The organism is Streptomyces sp. NRRL WC-3742, assembly GCF_000720635.1.
In the GTDB taxonomy this organism is placed as follows: Bacteria; Actinomycetota; Actinomycetes; order Streptomycetales; family Streptomycetaceae; genus Kitasatospora.
Genome location: NZ_JOCF01000006.1, coordinates 135,641 through 156,303, shown reverse-complemented (window position 1 = coordinate 156,303; position 20,663 = coordinate 135,641). Strand labels below are relative to the sequence as shown.

Sequence of the window (20,663 nt, the reverse complement as noted above, 5' to 3'; positions counted from 1 at the left end):
ACCCCCACCCCGCCCGACACCCCCTCCCCAGGCCCGGGACCCCACCACGGACAGCACGACCACCCGTGATCCCACGTAACTCACACGCCACTGTCGGATCTTCCTACTATCCTCCCGGCATGGCCCTTGCTGATCCGACACAGGAAGACGTACCGCCGACCATCTGGAAGCACGGCCTCTCCGCCCCGGACGCCGAGGAGAACGACCAGGTTGGCGAGCGGCCGCAGCTGATCCTCCAGCCCCGAGGCACCAGGGACGGGGGACCGCAGCACTTCGCCAAGTCCATGCGACAGGGCGTCCGGATCTCCGACCTTCAGAACGCGATCGGCTCCGAAGCTGACGCACTCGTCGGCCTGTACCCGGACGGGGTCGCCCGGCTGTGGGGCTCGACCCCGACGTCACAGGCCAACAACGAGAAGGTGCGGGCCTTGCGCGGCCGCAGGGTCGGCGACGATGTCCTCTTCTACACGGGGAACTGCTTCATCGCCCGCGCGACGGTCGTTCGGCTCTTCACCAGTCCGGTCGTGGCCGAAGCGGTCTGGGGTCGCGACGAGAACGGCAGCACCTGGTCGCACGTCATGGCCCTCGACGACTTCGAGGAGTTCCCCCAGCCGCTCCCCGCGCTGGACATCCTGGCCGAACTCGAGGTGCCGCGTCCCCTTCGCATGCTCACGCTCCGGTCGGCCAACGACTACGCGCGCATCGCGCACCGGCTTCCGGCCACCCGCCGCCCGACGTCGCCCGACGGGTCCGGGCGGCCTCAGGCGGCCGCCACCCCTCGGATGACCAGGCCCGAGTTGCTCACCCGGCTCGAGACGCTCCGGACCCACCGCGGCTCCGCCGGCGGGGAGCCGAGCCGCCACCAGCCCCTCGCGCTGCTCTGGGCGCTCGCTCGCGTCGCGGCGGGCGGGCCCCGGCTCGCGCCCTGGTCGGACTTCCGTTCCGGCGTCGGACCGCTGCTCTCCGAGTACGGCCTGCCCGGCTCCAAGGTCACGCCGGAGTACCCGTTCTGGCACCTCCGGGGAAGCGGCCTGTGGGAGGTACACGGAGTGGGCGCGGACGCGGACTCCATGCCCTCGCTGGGAACCCTCAACGCCACCCAGCCGGAGGCCGGCCTGCGCGAGGACGCCGCCAGGCTGCTGCAGGATCCGGCCACCCGCCTGGAAGCGCTGCTCCTCCTGCGAAGCCGCTATCTCCACGACGTCGACCCTCAGGCCCTGCTCGACCGCCTGGGACTGACCGGGTACACGACGGCGGAGGGCATCGACGAGGACCCGGACGACGCCTCGGAGGACGAACCCATGCCGACCGGCGCCGCCCCCGCCCCTGAGCGCGCGGCCGGGGCCACCCGGCGGCGGGATGTCCAGTCCTCCCGCCCCGTCCGGAACTCCGCCATCGTGAACCGGGTGAAGGAGATCCACGGCTCCAGGTGCCAGGTCTGCCGGACCCGGCTTCGCTACAACCGGAAGCCCTACAGCGAAGCGGCCCACATCCGTGGCCTGGGAAAGCCCCACCACGGTCCCGACGAACTGCACAACCTGCTGTGCCTGTGCGCGAACCACCACGTGCTCTTCGACGGCCTGGAGATCTACATCGACACCGAGGGCGTCGTCCGGGAGACCCACGGGGACCAGGTCGTGGGCCCGCTGCAGCAGCACCCCGACCACCCGGTCGACGAGACGTACGTGGAGTACCACCGCACCCTGTGCATGCTGAACCGCCTGCCGGCGAGCGGCTGAACCGGGTCCCGGTACGACGGTGGGGCGGCGGTCCGCAGAAGCGGGCCGCCGCCCCACCGTGGGGGGCCGGGCGGGTCAGACCGCCGGGACCGGGTAGGTCGGGTATTCGACGCCCGAGATGTAGCGGACGACGCGGACGACCTGGCAGGAGTAGCCGAACTCGTTGTCGTACCAGAGGTAGAGGATGGCGTTGTCGCCCTCGACCTTGGTGGCGCCGGCGTCGACGATGGACGCGTGGCGGGAGCCGATGAAGTCGCTGGAGACGGCGTCCGGCGAGTCGGTGAAGTCGATCTGGCGCTTCAGCGGGGAGGTCAGGGAGACCTCGCGCAGGTACTCCAGGACCTCGTCGCGGTTGGTCTCGCGCTTGAGCTGGAGGTTGAGGATGGCGATCGAGACGTCCGGGACGGGCACGCGGATCGAGCTGCCGGTGATCTTCGCCTGGAGGTCCGGGAGGGCCTTGGCGACGGCGGAGGCGGCGCCGGTCTCGGTGATCACCATGTTGAGCGGTGCCGAGCGGCCGCGGCGGTCGGCCTTGTGGTAGTTGTCCAGCAGGTTCTGGTCGTTGGTGAACGAGTGGACGGTCTCGACGTGGCCGCGCACGACGCCGTACTCGTCCTCCATCGCCTTGAGCGGCGGGACGATGGCGTTGGTGGTGCAGGAGGCGCAGGAGATGATCTGCTCGTCCGGCTTGATGGTGTCGTGGTTGACGCCGTGGACGATGTTCGGCACGTCGCCCTTGCCGGGGGCGGTGAGGACGACCTTGGCGATGCCGGGGCGCAGGTGCTTGGACAGGCCCTCGCGGTCGCGCCAGCGGCCGGTGTTGTCGATGAGGATGGCGTCCTTGATGCCGTACTCCGTGTAGTCGACCTCGCTGGGGTCGTTGGAGTAGATCACCGTGATCTCGTTGCCGTTGGCGATGATCTTGTTGTTCGCCTCGTCGACGACGATGGTGCCCTGGAACTGGCCGTGGATGGAGTCGCGGCGCAGCAGGGAGGCGCGCTTGACCAGGTCGTCGCCGCCGCTGTTGCGGACGACGATCGCCTTGAGGCGCAGGCCGTTGCCGGACGCCTTCTCGATCAGCAGGCGGGCGACGAGGCGGCCGATGCGGCCGAACCCGTAGAGGACGACGTCCTGTCCGCAGTCCCGGCGCTCCAGCTTGTCCGCGCCCGTGGCGCCGGCGACGGCGCGGGCGGTGAACTCCTCGACGCTCAGGCCGTGGTCGTCGGCCTTGTAGGTCGCGGCCAGCATGCCGATGTCGATCTGGGAGGGGCCGAGGTCCAGGGTGGTGAGCGCGCTCAGGAACGGCATGGTCTCGGTGACCGAGAGCTCCTCGCCGGCTATCTGCCGGGCGAAGCGGTGCGTCTTGAGGATGCTGACCACCGACTTGTTCACCAGGGACCGGCTGTGCAGGAGGACGGTGACGTCCTTCTCGCGGTGCAGGCGCCCGATGATCGGGATCATCGACTCCGCGATCTCCTCGCGGTTCTTCCAGTCCGTGAACACGTCGTCGTTGACAGTCACAAGTCCATCTTTCGAGCTGAGGGTGTTGCGCACATGGTAGCTTCGCCCGCCCGCCGCCCTTCGGCCGGTCCCCGTCCCGCCGCCTCCGGACCCCGCCGCCCGCACGTCTCCGACCTGCGCATTCGCCCCGGAGTGGGCACGCGGGCAGCGGGGGGAAGGTGATCACCGCCACCCCGTCAGCCCCGACCGGCGACGGGTTCGGCCCCACGGACCGCGCCCGGGCACGACGTCACAACCGTGTCCGGACGCGGCCCGGCGGCCTCGGGTCGCGGATCAGCCGGCCTGCTCCGAGAGCACAGCCATGACCGCTTCCTTCTCATGAGCGGGCGCCTTCTTGTCGCGAAGGTTGTTGGCGATGATCGTGGGGATCAGCGAGGTGTCGAGTTCGAGCGACCTCAAGGTGTAGACGTCGCTCCCGCCCTCACGGCTGGTGGCGATGTCGAGACCCAGTTCCCGCAGCTCGCGGGTACGGCGCTCAGTGTGGACGGAGTCCCTGGTGACCACGCGCAGGAGGGCCGCGCTCAACGGCTCCCCGAGCCTCTGCAGGAGCATCGAGAACAGCTCCTCGTGGGTACGGCTGCCGTAGGGCACGGTCAGATAGCGCTCCGGGATGCGCTCCCCGTACTCGTCCGCCATCCGGGCGGCAAGCTGCGCGCGGAGGTCCCTGAAGGTGTCGCACTCTGCGGGCAGGCCAGTCCGCACAGCGGCCTGCATGGACTCCGCCAGCAGGCGCTTCGCGTAGAGGTAGGCGTCGAGGAGGTTCTGGGTGTCCGTCCCAGTGTCGCCGTTCTTCAGCAGGTCGAGGACACCCTCGACCGCGATGGCGGCATCCGGCTTGAGCCGGTGCCAGTCGGCGGTGGGGTCGGAGTACTGGTCGGTCATGTTCAGAGAGTCCTATCGTTTCGCCGCAGCCGTGATCGAGCTGTCGGGCGGGTAGCGGAGGATATGCACGTCCTCCCCGGCGTCCTCGACCGCTTCGAGGTCGTCTAGCCATTCGCGGAGGAACTGCTCGCCCTCCTGATCCATGCGGTTGGCCCGCATGAACCTGACCTCGCTGCCGATCTTCACTCTGGGGTCGCGGGCAGCGCCGCCCCGCGCGCCGAGCGACTCCTGCAGGCTCAGTCCTGCGGCGAACCGGCGGATGTCGGAGACGAAGTCGAGGACGACCACCTTCTCCTTGCCCGGAGCCAGACGGAGCCCGCGACCGAGTTGCTGGACGAAGATCCGGCGACTGTGGGTGACCCGCTGGAAGACCACGATGTTGACGTCCGGGACGTCCACGCCCTCGTTGAGGACGTCTACAGCGCACAGGATTCCGGTGCGGCCGTCCGCGAAGTCCCACAGGATGCGGTTCCTGGTGGCAGCGTCCACCGCTTTGCCCTGCGCGGTACGCGAGGCGATCACCTCGGCACCGGTGAATCCGAGCGCGTTGATCCGCCCCGCCATCCGCTCGGCGTGGTCGATGGTCCCGCAGAACACGATGCCCCGCGGATTCCTCTGCTCGGCCCACGCCTCAGCGAGGCGGTCGACGACCGCATCGTCCCACTCGTCGATGAAGACGGTGCGATTGATCCCCCGCGGGGTGAGCGCTGGTGCCGTCTCGGCGAGCCCGGCCGCCAGCGCGTCCCAGTCGATGTTGTCGGTGAACATCCGGTAGTCGACATTGGCGAGGTAGCCCTCTCGGAGGCCGCGCACCATGTCGATGTCGACGACTGGGAAGTCGAACCAGGTCTGCAGGGACTTCCCGTCGGGCCGCCAGGGCGTCGCCGTCATCCCGAGGAGGAACGCACCGCCGTCGGCAGCGGACAGTTCGCCGAGCACGGCATCGTAGGCCGTGGTTCCGAGGTGGTGGCACTCATCGACCACAACCAGCCCGAACTCCGGCAGCTCGCGCCCGGCCTTGACGGCGGTGGCGACGCTGTCCACGCAGGCGAACACGACGTCCAGGTCGTTGAGCGCCTCCGTGTCGGGCCGCTCGTAGCCGTTCCACACCCCGGTCGCCGCAGAAGCCGGCAGCAGCGGCCAGAACGCACGCTCAAGCTGGTACACGAGCTCGTTCCGGTGCGCGAGGACCAGGGTTTTCGTCCCGGACCGTAGGGAGCGGGCCCGGCGGTGGAACTCTGCGGCCACGAAGGTCTTGCCGAGTCCGGTCGCGAGAACGATGAGCGCGCTCCGGGCGCCGTTCACGAGCTCGTTCATCAGACCGTCTACGGCCCGCTCCTGGTAGGAGCGCAGCTGGAAGCGGTCCGGGTCCCGCAGCGCAGGCGGCGCGTCCGCAACACGCTCCGCCTGCTTCTGGAGCGTGCGCCGGTCCCACAGCTGCAGGGGGATCCCCTTCGCCGCGAGCTGCTCCTGCTGGGCGCGGACCGATGCCTCGAACCCGTTCAGGCTGACGACGACCGGGATCTCCGCGTCGTAGCGCCGACAGGCATCGACGGTCTGCGCGATGACTTCAGGCCCCACCGGAGACCGCCACCGCTTCATCTGGAACAGCCAGCGGCGCCCGTTGAGGCTGCCGATGACGTCTGCTCCACCGTCGCCGCTGGCCCCTGCGAGCTGCACACCGGAGTACCCGAGGGCCATGATGAGGCGCTGCACGGTCCGCTCGAAGGACTGCCAGCCCGTCCCGGCCAGGTTGAGGTCGGTAACGATGCGCTGGGTCATGCGAGCTTTCCGACCAGGAAGTCGACGGCAGCCCGCGCACGGACGACGATGAGCCGCTCGGGCTGGTCGTAGCGGAGGTACGACGCGCAGTCCTCAAGGCAGCGCAGGTACTTGACCCGGAGGTCCTCTTGCAGCTTCCGCGCGATCACGGGACTCGCCTCGTTCTCGCTGGGCCACGGGTCCTCCCAGACCAAGCCGTTGAACCAGCCCTCGGCATGGCGGCCGAAGAAGGCACTGACCGTGTCGCGGTCGCAGTACCGGAGGTAGCCTCCAGTGGCCTTGAGCCGCCCGAGCTCCGCGAGATCCGCACCGGACTTGATCATCGACTCCGCGAGAGCGAGCTGCTGCTGCTCGTCGAGCTCGTCGTAGAAGAGGTCCGCGTGGGGCGCCCTGAGGATCCGTTCCGTGATCTGGTCGAACAGGGACTTGATGTCGCTCCGGACACTGTCGGCACTGTCCGTCACCACGTCTCCCCAGCCCTTCTTGAGGACCTCCGCAGTCAGCACGGCAGCAGTGTGCCCGGGCCGGCTCTGGAGGTTGCGGTGCAGGGAGTGGAGGAAGTGGGCGACCTCGGTCGCGATCAGGAACTCCGGCCGCAGCCCCATCGCGGTGAACACCGCGTGGGTCGGGTCGATGTAGACGGTGATCTGCCGAGTATCCGCACTGGTAACGAGTGGGACCGCCTCCTGCCCGAAAGCCGGAAGGATCGGCCGGTGCGTGGTACGCACCCGAATGTCCAGCGGGCTGCTCGTCTTCCCGTCCGCCAGCACTACAGCGAGCTGCTTCGCACTGAGCTCCTCGACGTCTGCGGATGCAGAGCTCAGCGCCTCGGAGCTGGCCGGGTGGGGCGCGTCCTTGACGTGCCCGCACCTCTCGCAGCGCTCTGCTCCGGCCTTGTTCTCCTGGATGCAGAAGGTGCACTTCCAAGGCAGCTGGACCTTGACCACCTGGGACGTGCCGCAGTTCGGGCACGCTGTCGCGGAGCGCAGGATCTGCCTGCCGCATTCGGCGTTCAGGCACGGCTTCCCGTCGAGCACCTCACCACAGCCCCCGCACTCCTCGGCCGTCGGCGTGTTCTGGAAAGCGCACCCGGGGCACTCGGGGAGCACCTGGATCGGCGGCTCCGCAGCCGTCTCGACGAGCTCCCACCACTTCGCATCGTCGTAGAAGCCGGGCTCGCGGTTGAGGAAGCGCTGGTAGTACTCCTCCTCGACGCTCCGGGGGATTCGGTCGGCCTTGCCCTTGGCAGGGTTGTACTTTCCCATGTACAGGTCGCCACGGCCGAAGTTGCGGACCTTCCGGTACCCCTGGAAGAGCAGGGACACAGGTGTGTCGTTCACCTCGCCGTCGGTCCAGTTGTTCGGCAGCAACGAGCCCCCGCGCAGGAATCCGATGGCCTCCTGCCACTCGTCGGAGGCCAGCTGGAAATGCTGCTTCTGGAAGTCGACCGGCACCTGGTCGAGGTGGACCTCCCCGACGATCCGGCCGTACTGCTGGTCCACCGGGTACTCGCGCTCGGCACGCCCGGTGCTCTCGTCGGAGAACTCGAAGAACACCGCCTTCTCGGCCTGGCGGATGGCCCGTCCGTTGCGGATCAGGTCGATCCCGAAGTCGTTCTGGTCGTCGAAGCGCTGGATGCCCACCCAGCCGTGCACGCGGTGGCTTATCTCACGGCTCTCCGTCGCGCCGCATCGGGGGCAGGCGTCGTACTCGCCGAAGTCGGTGCCGTCGTGGAGGCAGCGCCGCGCGCTGCTGATCACCTGGTCGAAGCTGATCCGGGCAGGGATCTTGCCATGGGCCTTCCGCTCCACGAAGCGCTCCTGCGACCACACGCAGTGCTCGAATGCCTGGCAGCGCTCGTTGTTGACAGTGATGACCACCGGATTGGCTGCCCCCGGGCGCAGCAGGGTCGCGTACCGCCTCCCCAGACGGCTGCGCAGAGTCTTCTTCGGCATCCTCGCGAGCTCGCGGATGAAGCCGCTGTTCGCGTCGCCGTCAGGCCACCAGTCCCGGATCTCCACGACTGTTCCGTGGCGCAGGCCCGGCGGCTTCTCGATCTGCTCAGCCCGCGCGGTGAAGGTCTGGGACTGCATGAGCTCAGGTAGGTCAAGCGTGACCTGGACCGCGTGGTCGTCCTCTTCTCGGGCGGAGACCACCCGGGTGATGCGCCCCAGCTTTCCGGTAGCGATGTTGAACCCCATGCCGAAGAGGCCCAGGGTGTCGAAGTGGTTCTTGGAGGTGTAGCCGGCCCGCATCGAATCGCCGATCTGCTCCTCTGTGAGGCCCGGCCCGGTGTCGCGAACGCGGATCATCCCCTCGCCGCGCGCGACCTCGGCAGGCCCCGGAACGTCGATGATCACCTGGCGGACCGCTGAGGGGGCCCCCGAGGTCGCAGCGGTCCGGAAGGAGTCGACCGCGTTGTCGATGAGCTCGCTCAGCGCGTCGATCGGCAGGATCGGGGTGCGGGTGAGAGCGACGAGCACCTTCGGGTCGGGGGTGATGTCGATCGGCCTGTGCGCCATGTTCTGGTCGGCTCCATGTCTGAATTCGAATAGTGGGTCCGCAACGCGGGCGCATCCACCCCGTGATGAACCGTCCGCACGAGCACGGGCGGCTATGCCCTCGGTTGCATCTGGCGCGCAGCGAGCCTCTGCAGCGGTCGGCGATCCGTCTCACCGGCTTCTCGCACCAGCTGGACGAACCAGGGCGCTACCCAGCTATCGCTGCGGTACGGCCACTCGCCCTGGGCGAGCACGGTTCCGGGATACCACTCCGGAGCGGGCCTGACCTCCGACCGAACTGCTGCAAAAAGTTCCACGAGGGGCTCGTCGTCGGCGGGCACCCGGTGCCCGAGTTCGGCCGTCACCCCGATCAGCCACCACTGGAAGTGCCGGTGGCGCTCCGACTGCGCGAACTGCCTCACGGTACGGGTCGTAAGGTCGGCCGCACGGTACGCCTCCAGGGCCAGGCCGTCCGGCGGCGTGACCACGTGGGCGTTGTCGTCCGTCACTGCGGGCGCCGTCCCCACGCTGCGCTGCGCCACAGCCTCGAACGCGCGGTCGATCTCGTCGTAGGTGGCGGTGGTGAGCTCCATGGACGGTGCGAGGAACTCCTCGATCCCCTGGAAGAACTGCCCCGGTTGTTCGATCCGGAGTTCGGCTCCCGTCCGCTGACGCATCTCTTCGAAGAGCTGCGGCCACGGGCGCTTCCCGCCCCTGCCGTCGAGATCCTCGTACCAGTCCTTCTTCGAATCAGCGGATACGAGCAGAACCCGCTTCACTCCGGGGTCAGCCGCCTTGTCCAGGATTTCAGCCCAGACGAGATAGTCGCCGACCTGGTCCAGGGGTTTCCCCTTCTTCCCCGCATCCGCGAATCCCGGGGGAATCTCGTTCGGGAACCGGAAGGTCAGCGCTTCCTCCAGCCTGCGGTGCACCACCGGATAGTCCGTCGGCGGGGCAAGGCGGTCCTCGAATAGCGCCGCCACCTCCGGCAGCACGGGATCGTCCGACTCCACAGCAGCGGGAAGGAGGTCATGGCCCGACTTCAGCTGCTTGGCGTGCTTCTTCAGGACTTCTTGCCACTCAGCCAGCAGTTCCTTGACCGTCGCCTGATTGATCGCCTCGTCCAGGCTGCTCTGCGCAGCGTCGTCATTGGCGTACTTCCCCAGAAGCCGCTTGACGTGCGCGCTGGCATCCAGCACTGCCTTGGACGCCTGTTGCAGATGGCGGTCAATGATGACCGGCGCGTCTCCGAGCTCCTTGCTCCGCTCGATGATCACCCGTCGGCGGCCCCTCACGAATTCCTGCCCGACCTGGTACGGCAGCCAGAGGCGCTTGGAAATCTGCGCCAGGGCCGACAGGACTTGGTTCCGCACAGCCGGGTTGTACTCGTACAGACTGAGGAGCACGTTGGTGTCGAGCACGACAAGCGCGTCCTCGAAGAACGCCCTCCGGTCGTCCGCCCCCGCACCGCCGCCGGGGAGGATCCAGGATCGGAACTGCTCCACCAGCGGAAGATCTGCCTGGCCCACGCTTCCGTGCTCCCTCCCTGCCTGCTGGCCCACCATCCTGTCGACGCGGGCGGGACCCGTCAAGGCGCGATTACGGAGCGGAGTCACCCTGGTAGTTCCGGCACGTCCAACCCCCTGCCCTGCGGGTGCTTCGTCGCCGTGGCGGGAGTCGCCCCGGGGCCACCGGGCTGAATCGCGCGGCGCCCCGACGGTCGGCAGACAGGAATCCGGGCCGCTGAGTGCGGCGTTTTGGGCTGTGTCAGTGGTGTCGCCTAGGCTTCTGGTTCTGCTGGTGGCACCTGTTGCCAGGCAGCCCGCAAGCGCCTCCGCCCGGAATGCCGGACAAGTGCTGACGGGACTGGCACCAGCAGCGGCAGCGAGCAGAGGGCTGTCACTGGCAGTGGAACACGTCGGCGTCCGCCCGCAGTGCGGCGCCACCGAGAGGAGGTCTCATGGCACCTGAGCGCCTTGAGGTGGTCGAGATCTGCGCCGGCGCGGGCGGGCAGTCCCTTGGCCTGCACAACGCCGGGTTCACGCACGTGCTCGCCCTGGAGCTCGACCAGAACGCCGCAACGACCCTCCGCCACAACCTCGCCCGTCTCATGAAGGCCGAAGGCATCGCCCCCGAGGACGCCGAGCGCAAGGCAGCGGCCACCGTCAAGGTGGGGGACGTCGCCGACCCTTCGCTCTGGGATCCCACCGCGTACAAGGACGTCGACCTCCTCGCGGGAGGAGTGCCCTGCCCGCCGTTCAGCATCGCCGGGAACCAGCTCGGCGCGACGGACGAGCGGGACCTGTTCGCCTGGGCCGTACACCTGTGCAGGGAGATCCAGCCGAAGGCGCTGCTCCTGGAGAACGTCAAGGGCCTTAGCGGCAACCGGTTCTCCGCATACCGCCAGCACATTCTCGAACTCCTCCACGAGGCCGGGTACGTCGGCGAGTGGCGCCTGCTGGAGGCCCACCAGTTCGGTGTCTCCCAGCTCCGGCCGCGGTTCGTCCTGGTCGCCTTGCAGAAGGAGTTCGCCGAGTACTTCCACTGGCCTGAGCCCGCCGACAACTCGGCCCCGACCGTGGGCGAGCTGCTCAAGGACCTCATGGGAGCCAACGGCTGGGCTGCCGAGCACGTGGCTGCCTGGGTCGAGAAGGCATCGGCCATCGCGCCCACCATCGTCGGCGGCTCCAAGAAGCACGGCGGCGCCGACCTCGGCCCGACCCGGGCCAAGGCCGCCTGGCGGGAGCTGGGGGTCGACGCTATGGGCGTCGCCAACGAGGCTCCCGGACCCGGCGAGGACGGCGATCACCTTCCGAAGCTGACCACCGCCATGGTCGCCCGGATCCAGGGCTGGTACGGCGATGACTACTACTGGGAGTTCCAGGGCCGTAAGACCACCGTCTACCGCCAGATCGGCAACGCCTTCCCGCCGCCTGTCGCGGAAGCACTCGGCAAGGCGATCGCCAGCGCGCTCCGCAAGGAGAGGAAGCGCGAAGACTCCGTGGAGTGGGTCCGGCCGGAGCTCGACCCTGTCTATGTGCTGCTCCGCCACCACCCGGACAAGGCCCTCACTGCCCAGAAGATGGCCGACCTCATCGCCAGGTCCGGCGGGAAGAAGCTCCCCCCGCCGGAGATCGAGCGACGCATCGCCCACATCGAGCGCGACTTCCACGTGGAGAAGACGCCTCGAAGCAACGGCGAGCTGGCGTACCAGCTCGGCGAGTTCAAGGCATTCATCGGCCAGCAAGACCACGCCCGCCACGACTACTTCGCCCAGCACCGGGGGAAGGTCAGCTGACGTCCCCGCCTGCGCGCCGCTGCCGGACGCTGTCCACCACTGTCGGCGCGCAGGCTTCCGCCGAATCGTGCTCCCAGAACCGCAGGACGAGCCAGCCCTCGGCCGCGAGCCGGGCATCAGTGTCCCGGTCCCGCTGGACGTTGCGGCCGATCTTCTCCCGCCAGTAGTCCGGGTTCGTTTTGGGCGGGACGAAGTGGTCCGGGCATCCGTGCCAGAAGCAGCCGTCGACAAAGACAGCCACCCTTGCCGGGCGGAAGACGAGGTCGGCGCTGCGCCGCATGCCCTGCAGCGGCTTCGCCGCCACCCGGTACCGCAGCCCCGCCGCATGCACAAGCCTCCGAAGCGCGAGCTCCGGCTGGGTGTCCCTGCTGCGGTTGCCCACCATGCTCCGGCGGTTGGCCGCCGACGACGCCCATGACCCCGGAGGCGGGGCCCAGGTCTCCGAGGCGTTGTCCGGTGTGCTCCTGGCCACGGCATCTACTCCTGTCACTCGGGAGGGACCGGGCGTCCGGCAGTCGATACGCGCTGCCCAAGGCACACGGCTCCGGCCCGCTCACGGCGCAGTAGCCAGCCTAGTGCTGCTTGGCAGCTCGGTCAGACGCCTTCACGCTCGGGCCCCGCCACCCCGTCAGGGCTTGGAGGCCCGGCCCCGCAGCAGCACCAGGACGGTCGCGAGCAGCGCCAGGCAGATCGCGCCGAGCACTCCGGTGACGGTGTGGAAGGCCCCGTCGTACGCGTCGACGAGCAGTGTGCTCAGGCCGTCGCGGCGCTCCGCCGGGACGGAGGCGAGCGGGCCGGCGAGGTCTCCGGCTGCGACGGTGCCGGCCACCGATGCCGGATCGACGGGGTACCCCGCGAGCGAGTCGTGCGTACGGGCGGTGACGACGGTGGCCAGCAGCGCCCCGTACACCGCGACGGCGATGGCCTCGCTGCCGAGCCGCATGGTGTTGAGGAATCCGGCGGCCATGCCCGCCCGCTCGGGGGCGACGAGGGCGAGCGCCTGGCCGTCGACGAGTCCGGCGGCGAGGGCGTACCCGGCGCCGGTGATCAGCATGGGGAGGGCGACGAGGGCGAGGTTCACGTCGGGCGAGAACAGTTCCAGGCCGAGGACGCCGACCACCAGTAGCACCAGGCTGAGCCGGATGACGCCCAGCGCGGAGGCCCCCCTCGCGACGAGCTTCGCGGCGGCCATCGGCAGGACCAGCATCGGCACGGTGAGCAGCAGCATCACGGCCCCGGCGGCGCCGCTGGAGTACCCGCCGGCGCCGGTGAGGTACCCGGGCAGGTAGGTGAGCATGGTGACGAACCCGAAGGAGCCGGCCACCGGCACCAGGCACAGCGCGAGGAAGCGGCGGTCGGCGACCACGCCGAGGTCCAGCATCGGGTGGGCCGCCCGTCGTTCCACCCACACGAAGCCGAACAGCGCGAGGACCGTCCCGGCGAACAGGCCGAGCACCCCCGCACTGCTCCAACCCCACTGGGAGCCCTGGGCGATGGCGGTGGTGAGCAGCAGCATCGCGAGCACGAACAGCGCCGAGCCGGACAGGTCGACGCGGGCCTCGGGGTTGCGGGTGTGGCCGACGGCGCGGCTCATGGCGGGCACCGCCGGGAGCACCAGCGCCAGCACGGCCACGTGGACGGCGAACACCCAGCGCCAGCCGGCGCCGTCGATCAGCAGGCCGGACAGGGACGGCCCGAAGGAGACGCCGATCCCGGCGACGGTGCCGAACAGCGCGAACGCCCGTCCCCTCGCCGGGCCTTCGAAGACGGTGGACAGCAGTGCGGCCCCGCCCGAGAAGATCGCCGCGCCGCCGACCCCGGCCAGGGCGCGGGCGGCGTCGAGCAGCAGGACGTCCGTGGCGAGGACGCTGACCAGCGAGGCGGCGGCGTAGATCACGGCGCCGAGGGCGAAGGCGCGGACCCGCCCGATGATGTCCGCGATCGAGCCCCAGACGAGGGTGAAGCAGGCGAACGCCACGTTGAAGGCGTTGACGACCCACTGCAGCGGCACCAGGTCGGCGTGCAGGTCGGCGCCGATGTACGGCAGGGCGACGCCCGTCCCGGAGATGGAGGTGGGCACGACGAACACGGCGACCAGCACCGCGCCCAGGACCAGGGCACCGCTGCGCCCCAACTCCCCTTCCGTCACCTGTTCTTGAGCTTTCACGGGCACGGGCATGGCGAAGCGACCCCCTGGACCTAAGGATGCGGCGGCGGAGACCTCACATCGAGGTTCGCCTGATGTCGAACCTGAGACTGGCACGCCCGGAAGGTACGATGCAAGTGAAACCTTGAGGAAGGGACACGCCGCCATGGTCGACACCGAGGGCCACCCCACCCCGGAGGAGATGGACCTCCGAACGATCCTCACCGCCCTCTCCGACCCCCTGCGCTACCAGATCGTGCAGGAACTCCTCGACCTCCCCGAGGCCACCGAACGCACCTGCCTCTCCTTCGGCTTCGCCATCTCCAAATCCACCCTCAGCCACCACTTCCGCACCCTGCGCGAAGCCGGCCTCGTCCAACAGGTCAACCGCGGCAACAGCCGCAAGGCCCACCTCCGCCGCGCCGACCTCGACGCCCGCTTCCCCGGCCTCCTCGACCTCATCCGCCACAACCCGGCCCCCTTCGCCCCGGGCTCCACCGCCGCCCTCACCCAGGAGCAGTAAGGGCCACTGCCAGATCGGGCGGAACCCGGTCTTCGCGGCGGTCGACGCGACCGGGCGGCTGATGGGCTTCTACGCCCTGCTGGTGGACGAGGCCGAACTGGACCTGGCCTTCGTGGCGGACGAGGCGCAGGGCACGGGCATCGGCCGCCTCCTCATGGAGCACATGCTCGACCAGGCCGCGGTAGCGGGCCTGACCCGGGTACGCGTGGTGTCCAACCCGCCCGCCGAACGGTTCTACCGGCGGCTGGGGGCCGAGCGGGTGGGGACGGTTCTCCCCTCCTCGGCGAACGTGACCTGGGAACGCCCGGAGTTGATGTTCACCGTCGCCCGCGCCGCCGGGCCGAGCCGGTGACACGGCTCGGCCCGGCGGTCGATCAGGCCCCCGCCACCGGCTGGTCGAGGAACGGGAGCACCGCGGCCGTGAGCGTCGGCGCCGTCAGGATGTCGTAGTGCGTCGCCCCGGGCAGGACGGCCAGCCGGGCCGCCGGGAGCCCCGAGCCGTCCCAGCCCGGGTCCCGCAGACCGCCGCCCAGCAGACCGAAGAACTCCACCACGTGCGCGGGGCGCACCGCGTCGGCGTCGCCGAAGACCAGCATGGTGGGAGCGGTGACGGCGGCCACCTCGGCCGTCCAGTCGTAGTCCAGCTTCAGCAGATCGGCGGTCTTGCCGACCAGCACCGGCCAGTCCTGCGGCCTCGGCGCCGACCTGGCGTAGGACTCGTAGGCCGGGGACTGCTTCATCATCTCGGCAGCCTCCGCCCCCATCCGGCCCATCGCCGCCACGACCTCCGGGTACCACCCCTCGCGCTTGGCGGGCGTGGACACCACCACGAGCCGCCGCACCGCCCCGGGGTGCTGGATCGCGGTGCGCAGGGCGACCGCCGCCCCGAACGAGTAGCCCATCAGGTCCGCCTGCGGCAGATCCAGGTGCTCGATCAGGGCGGCGACGTCGTCGGCCAGCAGTTCGGTACGCAGCGGCCGGTCGATGTCCTCCGTCCGGCCGTGCCCCTGGAGGTCCACGAGCACCACCCTGCGCCCCTCGGCCAGCGCCGGCAGGAGCGGCGCGAACATCTCACCGGAACCGAGGCCGCCGTGCAGCAGGAGGAGCGGCTCACCCGAGCCGTGCTCCTCGTAGTACAGGGACAGTCCGTTGATCTTCGCGTAGCCCATGCCGGTCGCCCTTCTCATCGGGTCATCTTCGAGGCCGTACCGGCCGCACCGTAGTGCCGGTCACTGACAACCACGAGCGCGCCACTCAGAGAAGCTGGAAGGACCACTCCTGCTTCCAGCCGTCCTTGCAGGTCCAGACGCCCAGCTGCTTGAAGTCGCTGTCGTGGGCGAGGCAGTTGTCGTCGTCGATCTGGATGCGGTACTTGCCGTTGCCGAGGCTGACGAACTGCCACTTCTGGTTGTCGGTGCCGCCCCACGCCTGCTGTTCGGCGAGGTAGGTGTCGGGATTCTCGGTGAGGTTGTACCCGAGGTCGTTGACGATCCGGTAGCGGTCGCCGCCCAGGGGCTTGATCGTCCACCTGGAGCCCTTGTAGCCCAGGACTCCGCCCACGATCGGCGAACCCCAGCTCGCGGTCTCGGTCGGTGCCGACGCGCCCAGGCCGTTGTCGAGCTTCAGGAACAGCGGCCGCTCGGTCGGGACTGCGGCGGAGCCACCCCCGTTCGGGTCAGGCTTCGGCTTCGGGTTCGGGTCCGGCTTCGACGGGTTGGTCGGGTTGGTCGGGTCGGTCGGCGTGATCACGCCGCCGGAGGTGGACTCGAGGACCCACCCCTGGTGCCAGTCCTGCTTGCAGGTCCAGACGCCGAGCTGCTTGAAGTCGGAGTCGTGCGCGAGGCAGTCGTCGCCGGAGATCCGGATCTGGTAGTGACCGTTGCCGATCGAGGCGAGCTCCCACTTCTGCTTCGAGGAGTTGCTCCACGGCTGGAGTTCGGCCATGTAGCCGCCGCTCTCGGTGAGTTCCAGCCCGTACGAGCTGGTGATGCGGTAGCGGCCGCCGCCCACCGAGGTGAGCTTCCACTTGGACTCGTTGCCGCCCCGGATCCCGGCGACGACCGACGCGCCGGCGGAGCCGTTGAGCGGGACGGCGCCCAGGCCGTCGTCGAGCTTGAGGTAGACGTCGGCGCCGTTGCCGCCGGGCGTGGGCGGGTTGGTGGTCGGCGGGGTGCCGCCCCAGGCCCAGTTCTGGTTGGGGGCGTCCCGACGGTCCTCGGAGCCGCAGGCCCAGGCCGCGACCGTACTGCCGTTGGTGGTCTGGCCGTTGAAGTCGTCGATGCAGACGTCCTTGGACCGGTCGTCCAGGTCCGTCATGTGCCGGAAGCCGCCGCTGGCCGACATGCTCCAGCGCTGGCCGGGGATCTCGAGGCAGTCCCAGACCTGGAGTTTGGCCCCGTTCGCGGTGTTGTTGTCCGCCAGGTCGAGGCACTTGCCGTTGGCCGCCTGGAGCTTGTAGCCGTTGTACGTCCACCGCTGGGCGTCGCCGCCGTTGCACTCCCACATCTGCACGGGGGTGCCGTTGGCGCTGCCGTTGCCGCTGACGTCCAGGCAGGCGTGGTTGCCGGGGCTGGAGTCGGGGGTCAGGCTGCCGGTCCTGGTGCCGTAGCCGGAGCGCCCGGGGAAGTGGATGGTGCGCACGTCACCGTCGCACTTGTACGGCCGCGCGGTGCCCGAGCGGCAGGTCCACGAGTCCTTCTTGACGCTGTCGCCGTCGTTGCCGACGAACGCCCAGTTCATGAAGCCGCCGTCGGTGCGGTTGCGGAAGGTCGAGTCCCCCTGGAAGACCCAGATCCGGAACACGTCGTAGCCGGAAGGGTCCTTCTTCTCCTTGTCCAGGAAATGGTTGAGCTTGTAGGTGGTGTCGATCACCACCCCCTTCATGTCGGACTTGTACTCGCCCTTGAACCATTCGGTTTCATAAAGGTCCGTGCCCACGGTCTTGTACACCATGACGTTGAACCCGGGGAACTTCGCACTCAGCTTGGAGGCGGTGCTCTGGGTGAACTCCGCGTTGTCCACCTTGTTGACATTGGCGGCGTTGCGCATCGCCCTCATCATGTCGAAGGCGGAGCCGATCAACGCGGTCATGCAGTTGCCGCCACCCACCGAGGCCGGGGTACCGCAGGTCTTGTCCACGGGGGCAGCAGCGGGAGCGGCGTGGGCCTGCGCGGTGAGACCGGAGACCATGGCGACTGCGGCGAGCCCGCAGGCCAGTGCGCGTTTCAGGCGGGACAGGGATTTCAACTCGGAACCATCTTTCTACGAGGCGAACGAAGATGGATCGTAGGCCCCGGATTCCTTCATTCTGCCGCTCCATACGAAACCCATATGGCACGGCCGGAAACCTTTGCACATTTCACTGAATTCTCGATTGAACCCGACCGCCGATTTATCCGTTGCCCTCCGTCCACAGGGGCCCGCTCCTCGCGGTCCCCAGAAACCACACCGCTTGCAAGCAACGCGTCCGTAGCGCGTGCGCCCGGTTCGACGGGAGGAACCCGGTCGATACTCATCCGTGAATTGGTGCAGGCAGGATCACCCCTCACCGTCCATCACCCAGCTGTCCAGCCCAGGAAGCAGCAGGTCACCGGTTCGGAGACCATGCGCCGACAACGCATGACGACCCCTCGGGGATGGAACCGACCTCTCGGGCCTCCAAGGGGCTCTTGGGAGCGCTTTCCGGCGGTCACGCCCACATACCTTGCCGCCGAGCCGAGTTGGGGGACTCGGCCCGGCTGTGGCGGTGTGGTTTCAGCTGGACGGGTGGTCGGGTTCGGGCTGGTCTTCGGGGTGGGGCATGCGGAGGGCGGTGATGACGCCGAGGGCGACAGTGGCGAAGGCGAGCACGATGAGGACGGTGAAGGCTGCGCCGATGAGGAAGTTCATCAGTCCCGCTACTCGTTCCGGTCCAGGTCGCGGGGGAGGTGGAGGAGGTTGATCAGGGTGCTCACGGGCGCGGGGCCGAAGTCGACCAGGAGGCGACCGTCGACGACGGCCTTCGAGGCGCCGGCGGATCCCCAGAGGAGTCCGAACTGGAGCCCCCGGCGGTGCAGTTCGCCAAGGAGGGCGGTGATCTGGGGCCGGGTGCAGTCGCCCGTGCGGGGGTCGTCCGGGGCGACCGGTTCGCAGGTCACGCGGCGGAGTCCAACTCGAACCACACGAGTTTGCCCTTCTGCTGCGGGTCGACGCCCCAGCGGTGGGTGAGACCCTCGACGAGCTGGAGGCCACGGCCGGACTCGGCGAACTCGCCCGGCGTGCGCTGCTCAGGGAGGACGTCGCTCTCGTCCGAGACGGTGACCCGGAGGGTGGAGCCGAGGAGGGAGAAGAAGACCACGGGACAGGCGGTGCCGCCGTGCCGCCACGCGTTGACGATCAGTTCCATGAGGGCGAGTTCGGCGTTGAAGACGGTCTCGGGGTCCCAGCCGCAGCGGAGCATCGAGTGCCGGAGGGACTGCCGCGAGAGGGCGAGGGAGGGGGTGTTACGGGTGCACACGGGAGCCTCCGTGAGAGGTGGTGGTGTTGGAGAGGAGCCGGCGGATACGTCGCCGTGAGCCAGGCCAGAGTGGGGCTGGGTGCTCTGCGGTGCGAGGGCAGGAGGCGCCTACCGCCCTTGAAGACAGCCATTACTGACGATCCGTCTGATCGGCTTTACCGACCGTATCGCAGAGGCATGAAAAATTTTCCATGGATCTGGAACATTCCCTCTAACGTGGTACTGCCAGCCCCGAGATGGACCGCCGCTCCGGCAGCGCGGCACACTGGGATCAACCCTCTCCCGGAAGGAACCAATGGCTCGCGCGAACCCAACACTCCGTCAGCGTCGGCTCGGTGCAGAGCTGCGCAGGATGCGGGAACAGGCCGGCTTCGGCGGCAGCGAACTCGGCCGCCTCGTCGGCATGAACCCGGCGCAGGTGACGCAGATGGAGGCCGGGAAGATCGGCATCAGCGTGGAGCGTCTGCGCACGGTCGCCGCCACGTGCATGTGCGTCAACGAGCCGTTGATCGATGCCCTCTCCGAGATCATCACGGAGCGCGAGAGGCCGGGCTGGTGGGAGGAGTATCGCGGAGTCCTGTCCGATGACTTCGTTGACGTCGCTGAGTTCGAAAGCCAGGCTCGACATCTCACCGCATACACAATGGCGTTCGTTCCTGGCCAGCTCCAGACCGGGCCGTACGCGAGTGCTGTCTTCGCCCAGACCTTCCCTCCCCTGCCGCGCCATGAGGTTGACCTGAGGACTGCCTTTCGCATGCAGCGGCAGCGCCCCATCCGCTCCGGCGCGACGCCATACGCTGCATTCATCCATGAAGCAGCGTTGCGCATGCGGTTCAGTGGACCGGCCGTCCTTGCAGAGCAACTCGGCGCCCTCATCGAGGACTCCAGGCAGCCGAACATCTCGATCCGAGTCGTTCCGTTCGACATCGGCGCCATGCCGAGCTCCAACGAGAACTTCACCTATGCCGAAGGACCCACCCCCGAGCTCGACGCGGCTCAGATGGATACGAGTCTGGGTTGCCGAATCTTCGATGCCCCGGCCCACATGGCAAGGTTCCGTTCTCTGCTCGCGCGACTCGACTCTGGTGCACTCTCCGACGAGCAGTCCCGGGACTTCATCGGAACCATCAAGAAGGAATTGGAAAGCAATGAATAGCTCTGTGTGGCAGAAGTCCAGCTACTCCAGCTCGAACGACGAGTGCGTGGAGGTGCGGACGCTTGGTGGGGCGATCGAACTCCGCGAGTCCGACGACGGCGACATAGTCGTCCGCACCACCCCCACCAGGTTCGCCAACCTCCTCCGAGCCACCAAGACCGGCGAGTTCGACCACCACGCCAACTAACCAAGTTCCCCTGGCCCGGCCCGACCCTCACGGGACGGGCCGGGCCTTCCGCTCGGCCGGCGGTGGACCGAGAGTGACCTAGGTTCGGCGTCAGGCCACGTCGCTGGGCAGGACGTAGGCCCGTGCGAACCAGTGGCCGATCTGTGCGCGGTGGAGGTGTCCGGCCACGCCCTTGTCGCCTTCCACCGCCATAGTGGCGTGGAGATGGAGGACTCCGCCCACGATGTCACCGACAACGCCAACGATCTCGGCGGGCTGATCGTAGTCGGTCACGATATCCGCCGACGGGTCGTCGGCAGGCATCGTGCTGAGCGTGAACGAGTCCGCCGCGCCGATCAGGGAGACGATCACGCCATCCGTGACCCCGGCAGCCTTGGCCTGTTCGGTGATGCTTTCGACCAGCTCAGCGTTCTTCACTTCGAACACGTGCACG

General features: G+C 68.7%; 19 protein-coding genes. 6 read left to right on the top strand and 13 right to left on the bottom strand.

The features are described from left to right. The first annotated feature begins 119 nt into the window (after positions 1 to 119). On the top strand, positions 120 to 1,739 hold the full coding sequence (locus tag IH61_RS48220) for an HNH endonuclease (RefSeq protein WP_234327047.1): 1,620 nt from the start codon (positions 120 to 122) through the stop codon (positions 1,737 to 1,739). A gap of 75 nt (positions 1,740 to 1,814) precedes the next feature. Here IH61_RS48220 and IH61_RS0106080 read toward each other — a convergent pair whose 3' ends face one another. From IH61_RS0106080 to IH61_RS0106060, 5 genes are all read right to left on the bottom strand, one after another. Beyond that, positions 1,815 to 3,260, bottom strand: coding sequence for a glyceraldehyde-3-phosphate dehydrogenase (locus tag IH61_RS0106080; protein ID WP_031066058.1), 1,446 nt, complete (start codon positions 3,258 to 3,260; stop codon positions 1,815 to 1,817). 273 nt (positions 3,261 to 3,533) lie between these two features. Then, positions 3,534 to 4,142, bottom strand: coding sequence for a hypothetical protein (locus tag IH61_RS0106075; RefSeq protein WP_031066052.1), 609 nt, complete (start codon positions 4,140 to 4,142; stop codon positions 3,534 to 3,536). Positions 4,143 to 4,154: 12 nt separating this feature from the next. Continuing rightward, on the bottom strand, positions 4,155 to 5,924 hold the full coding sequence (locus IH61_RS0106070; RefSeq protein WP_031066050.1) for a DEAD/DEAH box helicase family protein: 1,770 nt from the start codon (positions 5,922 to 5,924) through the stop codon (positions 4,155 to 4,157). Beyond that, complete coding sequence (locus IH61_RS0106065) at positions 5,921 to 8,446, bottom strand: ATP-binding protein (RefSeq protein WP_031066046.1); 2,526 nt, start codon at positions 8,444 to 8,446, stop codon at positions 5,921 to 5,923. Before IH61_RS0106065 ends, IH61_RS0106070 begins: the two co-directional genes overlap by 4 nt. 92 nt (positions 8,447 to 8,538) lie before the next feature. Continuing rightward, entirely contained in the window at positions 8,539 to 9,954 is a 1,416-nt protein-coding gene (locus tag IH61_RS0106060; RefSeq protein WP_158844681.1) for a PIN-like domain-containing protein, read from the bottom strand. Between the two features lie 431 nt (positions 9,955 to 10,385). On the opposite strand from IH61_RS0106060, the gene IH61_RS0106055 reads away from it, so the two are divergent. Next, positions 10,386 to 11,723: a DNA cytosine methyltransferase gene (locus tag IH61_RS0106055; RefSeq protein WP_031066041.1), complete on the top strand. Its 1,338-nt coding sequence runs from the start codon at positions 10,386 to 10,388 to the stop codon at positions 11,721 to 11,723. On the opposite strand, the gene IH61_RS0106050 is transcribed toward IH61_RS0106055, so the two are convergent. Then, entirely contained in the window at positions 11,716 to 12,195 is a 480-nt protein-coding gene (locus IH61_RS0106050; RefSeq protein ID WP_031066039.1) for a very short patch repair endonuclease, read from the bottom strand. The genes IH61_RS0106055 and IH61_RS0106050 overlap by 8 nt on opposite strands. 156 nt (positions 12,196 to 12,351) lie before the next feature. Continuing rightward, on the bottom strand, positions 12,352 to 13,890 hold the full coding sequence (locus tag IH61_RS0106045; RefSeq protein ID WP_234327046.1) for an MFS transporter: 1,539 nt from the start codon (positions 13,888 to 13,890) through the stop codon (positions 12,352 to 12,354). Positions 13,891 to 14,035: 145 nt separating this feature from the next. Between IH61_RS0106045 and IH61_RS0106040 the strand changes: the two genes are divergently transcribed. Further along, the gene (locus IH61_RS0106040; protein ID WP_031066033.1) at positions 14,036 to 14,392 is read left to right on the top strand and encodes an ArsR/SmtB family transcription factor; all 357 of its coding nucleotides are present in this window, start codon (positions 14,036 to 14,038) and stop codon (positions 14,390 to 14,392) included. Between the two features lie 13 nt (positions 14,393 to 14,405). Further along, positions 14,406 to 14,744, top strand: coding sequence for a GNAT family N-acetyltransferase (locus tag IH61_RS0106035; RefSeq protein WP_420713843.1), 339 nt, complete (start codon positions 14,406 to 14,408; stop codon positions 14,742 to 14,744). A 22-nt stretch (positions 14,745 to 14,766) separates the two neighbouring features. Here the strand turns inward: IH61_RS0106035 and IH61_RS0106030 are convergent, their stop codons facing one another. The 5 genes from IH61_RS0106030 to IH61_RS0106010 all read right to left on the bottom strand — a co-directional run bounded on the left by IH61_RS0106030 (position 14,767) and on the right by IH61_RS0106010 (position 18,887). After that, entirely contained in the window at positions 14,767 to 15,579 is an 813-nt protein-coding gene (locus IH61_RS0106030) for an alpha/beta fold hydrolase (RefSeq protein WP_199823275.1), read from the bottom strand. Between the two features lie 67 nt (positions 15,580 to 15,646). Then, complete coding sequence (locus tag IH61_RS0106025; protein ID WP_158844678.1) at positions 15,647 to 17,638, bottom strand: RICIN domain-containing protein; 1,992 nt, start codon at positions 17,636 to 17,638, stop codon at positions 15,647 to 15,649. 507 nt (positions 17,639 to 18,145) lie between these two features. Continuing rightward, positions 18,146 to 18,280, bottom strand: a complete 135-nt coding sequence (locus IH61_RS49485) for a hypothetical protein (protein ID WP_267883990.1) — start codon at positions 18,278 to 18,280, stop codon at positions 18,146 to 18,148. Positions 18,281 to 18,288: 8 nt separating this feature from the next. Continuing rightward, on the bottom strand, positions 18,289 to 18,528 hold the full coding sequence (locus tag IH61_RS0106015) for a hypothetical protein (RefSeq protein ID WP_031066024.1): 240 nt from the start codon (positions 18,526 to 18,528) through the stop codon (positions 18,289 to 18,291). Next, positions 18,525 to 18,887: an ATP-binding protein gene (locus IH61_RS0106010; protein WP_051836366.1), complete on the bottom strand. Its 363-nt coding sequence runs from the start codon at positions 18,885 to 18,887 to the stop codon at positions 18,525 to 18,527. Before IH61_RS0106010 ends, IH61_RS0106015 begins: the two co-directional genes overlap by 4 nt. 295 nt (positions 18,888 to 19,182) lie before the next feature. On the opposite strand from IH61_RS0106010, the gene IH61_RS0106005 reads away from it, so the two are divergent. Together IH61_RS0106005 and IH61_RS0106000 are read left to right on the top strand one after the other, a co-directional pair. After that, positions 19,183 to 20,043: a helix-turn-helix domain-containing protein gene (locus tag IH61_RS0106005; protein WP_031066017.1), complete on the top strand. Its 861-nt coding sequence runs from the start codon at positions 19,183 to 19,185 to the stop codon at positions 20,041 to 20,043. Continuing rightward, positions 20,036 to 20,230: a DUF397 domain-containing protein gene (locus IH61_RS0106000; protein ID WP_031066014.1), complete on the top strand. Its 195-nt coding sequence runs from the start codon at positions 20,036 to 20,038 to the stop codon at positions 20,228 to 20,230. Before IH61_RS0106005 ends, IH61_RS0106000 begins: the two co-directional genes overlap by 8 nt. 90 nt (positions 20,231 to 20,320) lie before the next feature. Here the strand turns inward: IH61_RS0106000 and IH61_RS44215 are convergent, their stop codons facing one another. Further along, positions 20,321 to 20,662, bottom strand: a complete 342-nt coding sequence (locus IH61_RS44215; protein WP_051836364.1) for a PCC domain-containing protein — start codon at positions 20,660 to 20,662, stop codon at positions 20,321 to 20,323. Position 20,663: the final 1 nt, after the last annotated feature.

Excerpts from the sequence above, each read along its gene's own strand:
- IH61_RS0106040 (WP_031066033.1), top strand. The coding sequence starts at position 14,036 with ATGGTCGACACCGAGGGCCACCCCACCCCGGAGGAGATGGACCTCCGA.
- IH61_RS0106065 (WP_031066046.1), bottom strand. The coding sequence starts at position 8,446 with ATGGCGCACAGGCCGATCGACATCACCCCCGACCCGAAGGTGCTCGTC.
- IH61_RS0106030 (WP_199823275.1), bottom strand. The coding sequence starts at position 15,579 with ATGAGAAGGGCGACCGGCATGGGCTACGCGAAGATCAACGGACTGTCC.
- IH61_RS0106055 (WP_031066041.1), top strand. The coding sequence starts at position 10,386 with ATGGCACCTGAGCGCCTTGAGGTGGTCGAGATCTGCGCCGGCGCGGGC.
- IH61_RS0106070 (WP_031066050.1), bottom strand. The coding sequence starts at position 5,924 with ATGACCCAGCGCATCGTTACCGACCTCAACCTGGCCGGGACGGGCTGG.
- IH61_RS48220 (WP_234327047.1), top strand. The coding sequence starts at position 120 with ATGGCCCTTGCTGATCCGACACAGGAAGACGTACCGCCGACCATCTGG.
- IH61_RS0106000 (WP_031066014.1), top strand. The coding sequence starts at position 20,036 with ATGAATAGCTCTGTGTGGCAGAAGTCCAGCTACTCCAGCTCGAACGAC.
- IH61_RS0106075 (WP_031066052.1), bottom strand. The coding sequence starts at position 4,142 with ATGACCGACCAGTACTCCGACCCCACCGCCGACTGGCACCGGCTCAAG.
- IH61_RS0106005 (WP_031066017.1), top strand. The coding sequence starts at position 19,183 with ATGGCTCGCGCGAACCCAACACTCCGTCAGCGTCGGCTCGGTGCAGAG.
- IH61_RS49485 (WP_267883990.1), bottom strand. The coding sequence starts at position 18,280 with ATGAACTTCCTCATCGGCGCAGCCTTCACCGTCCTCATCGTGCTCGCC.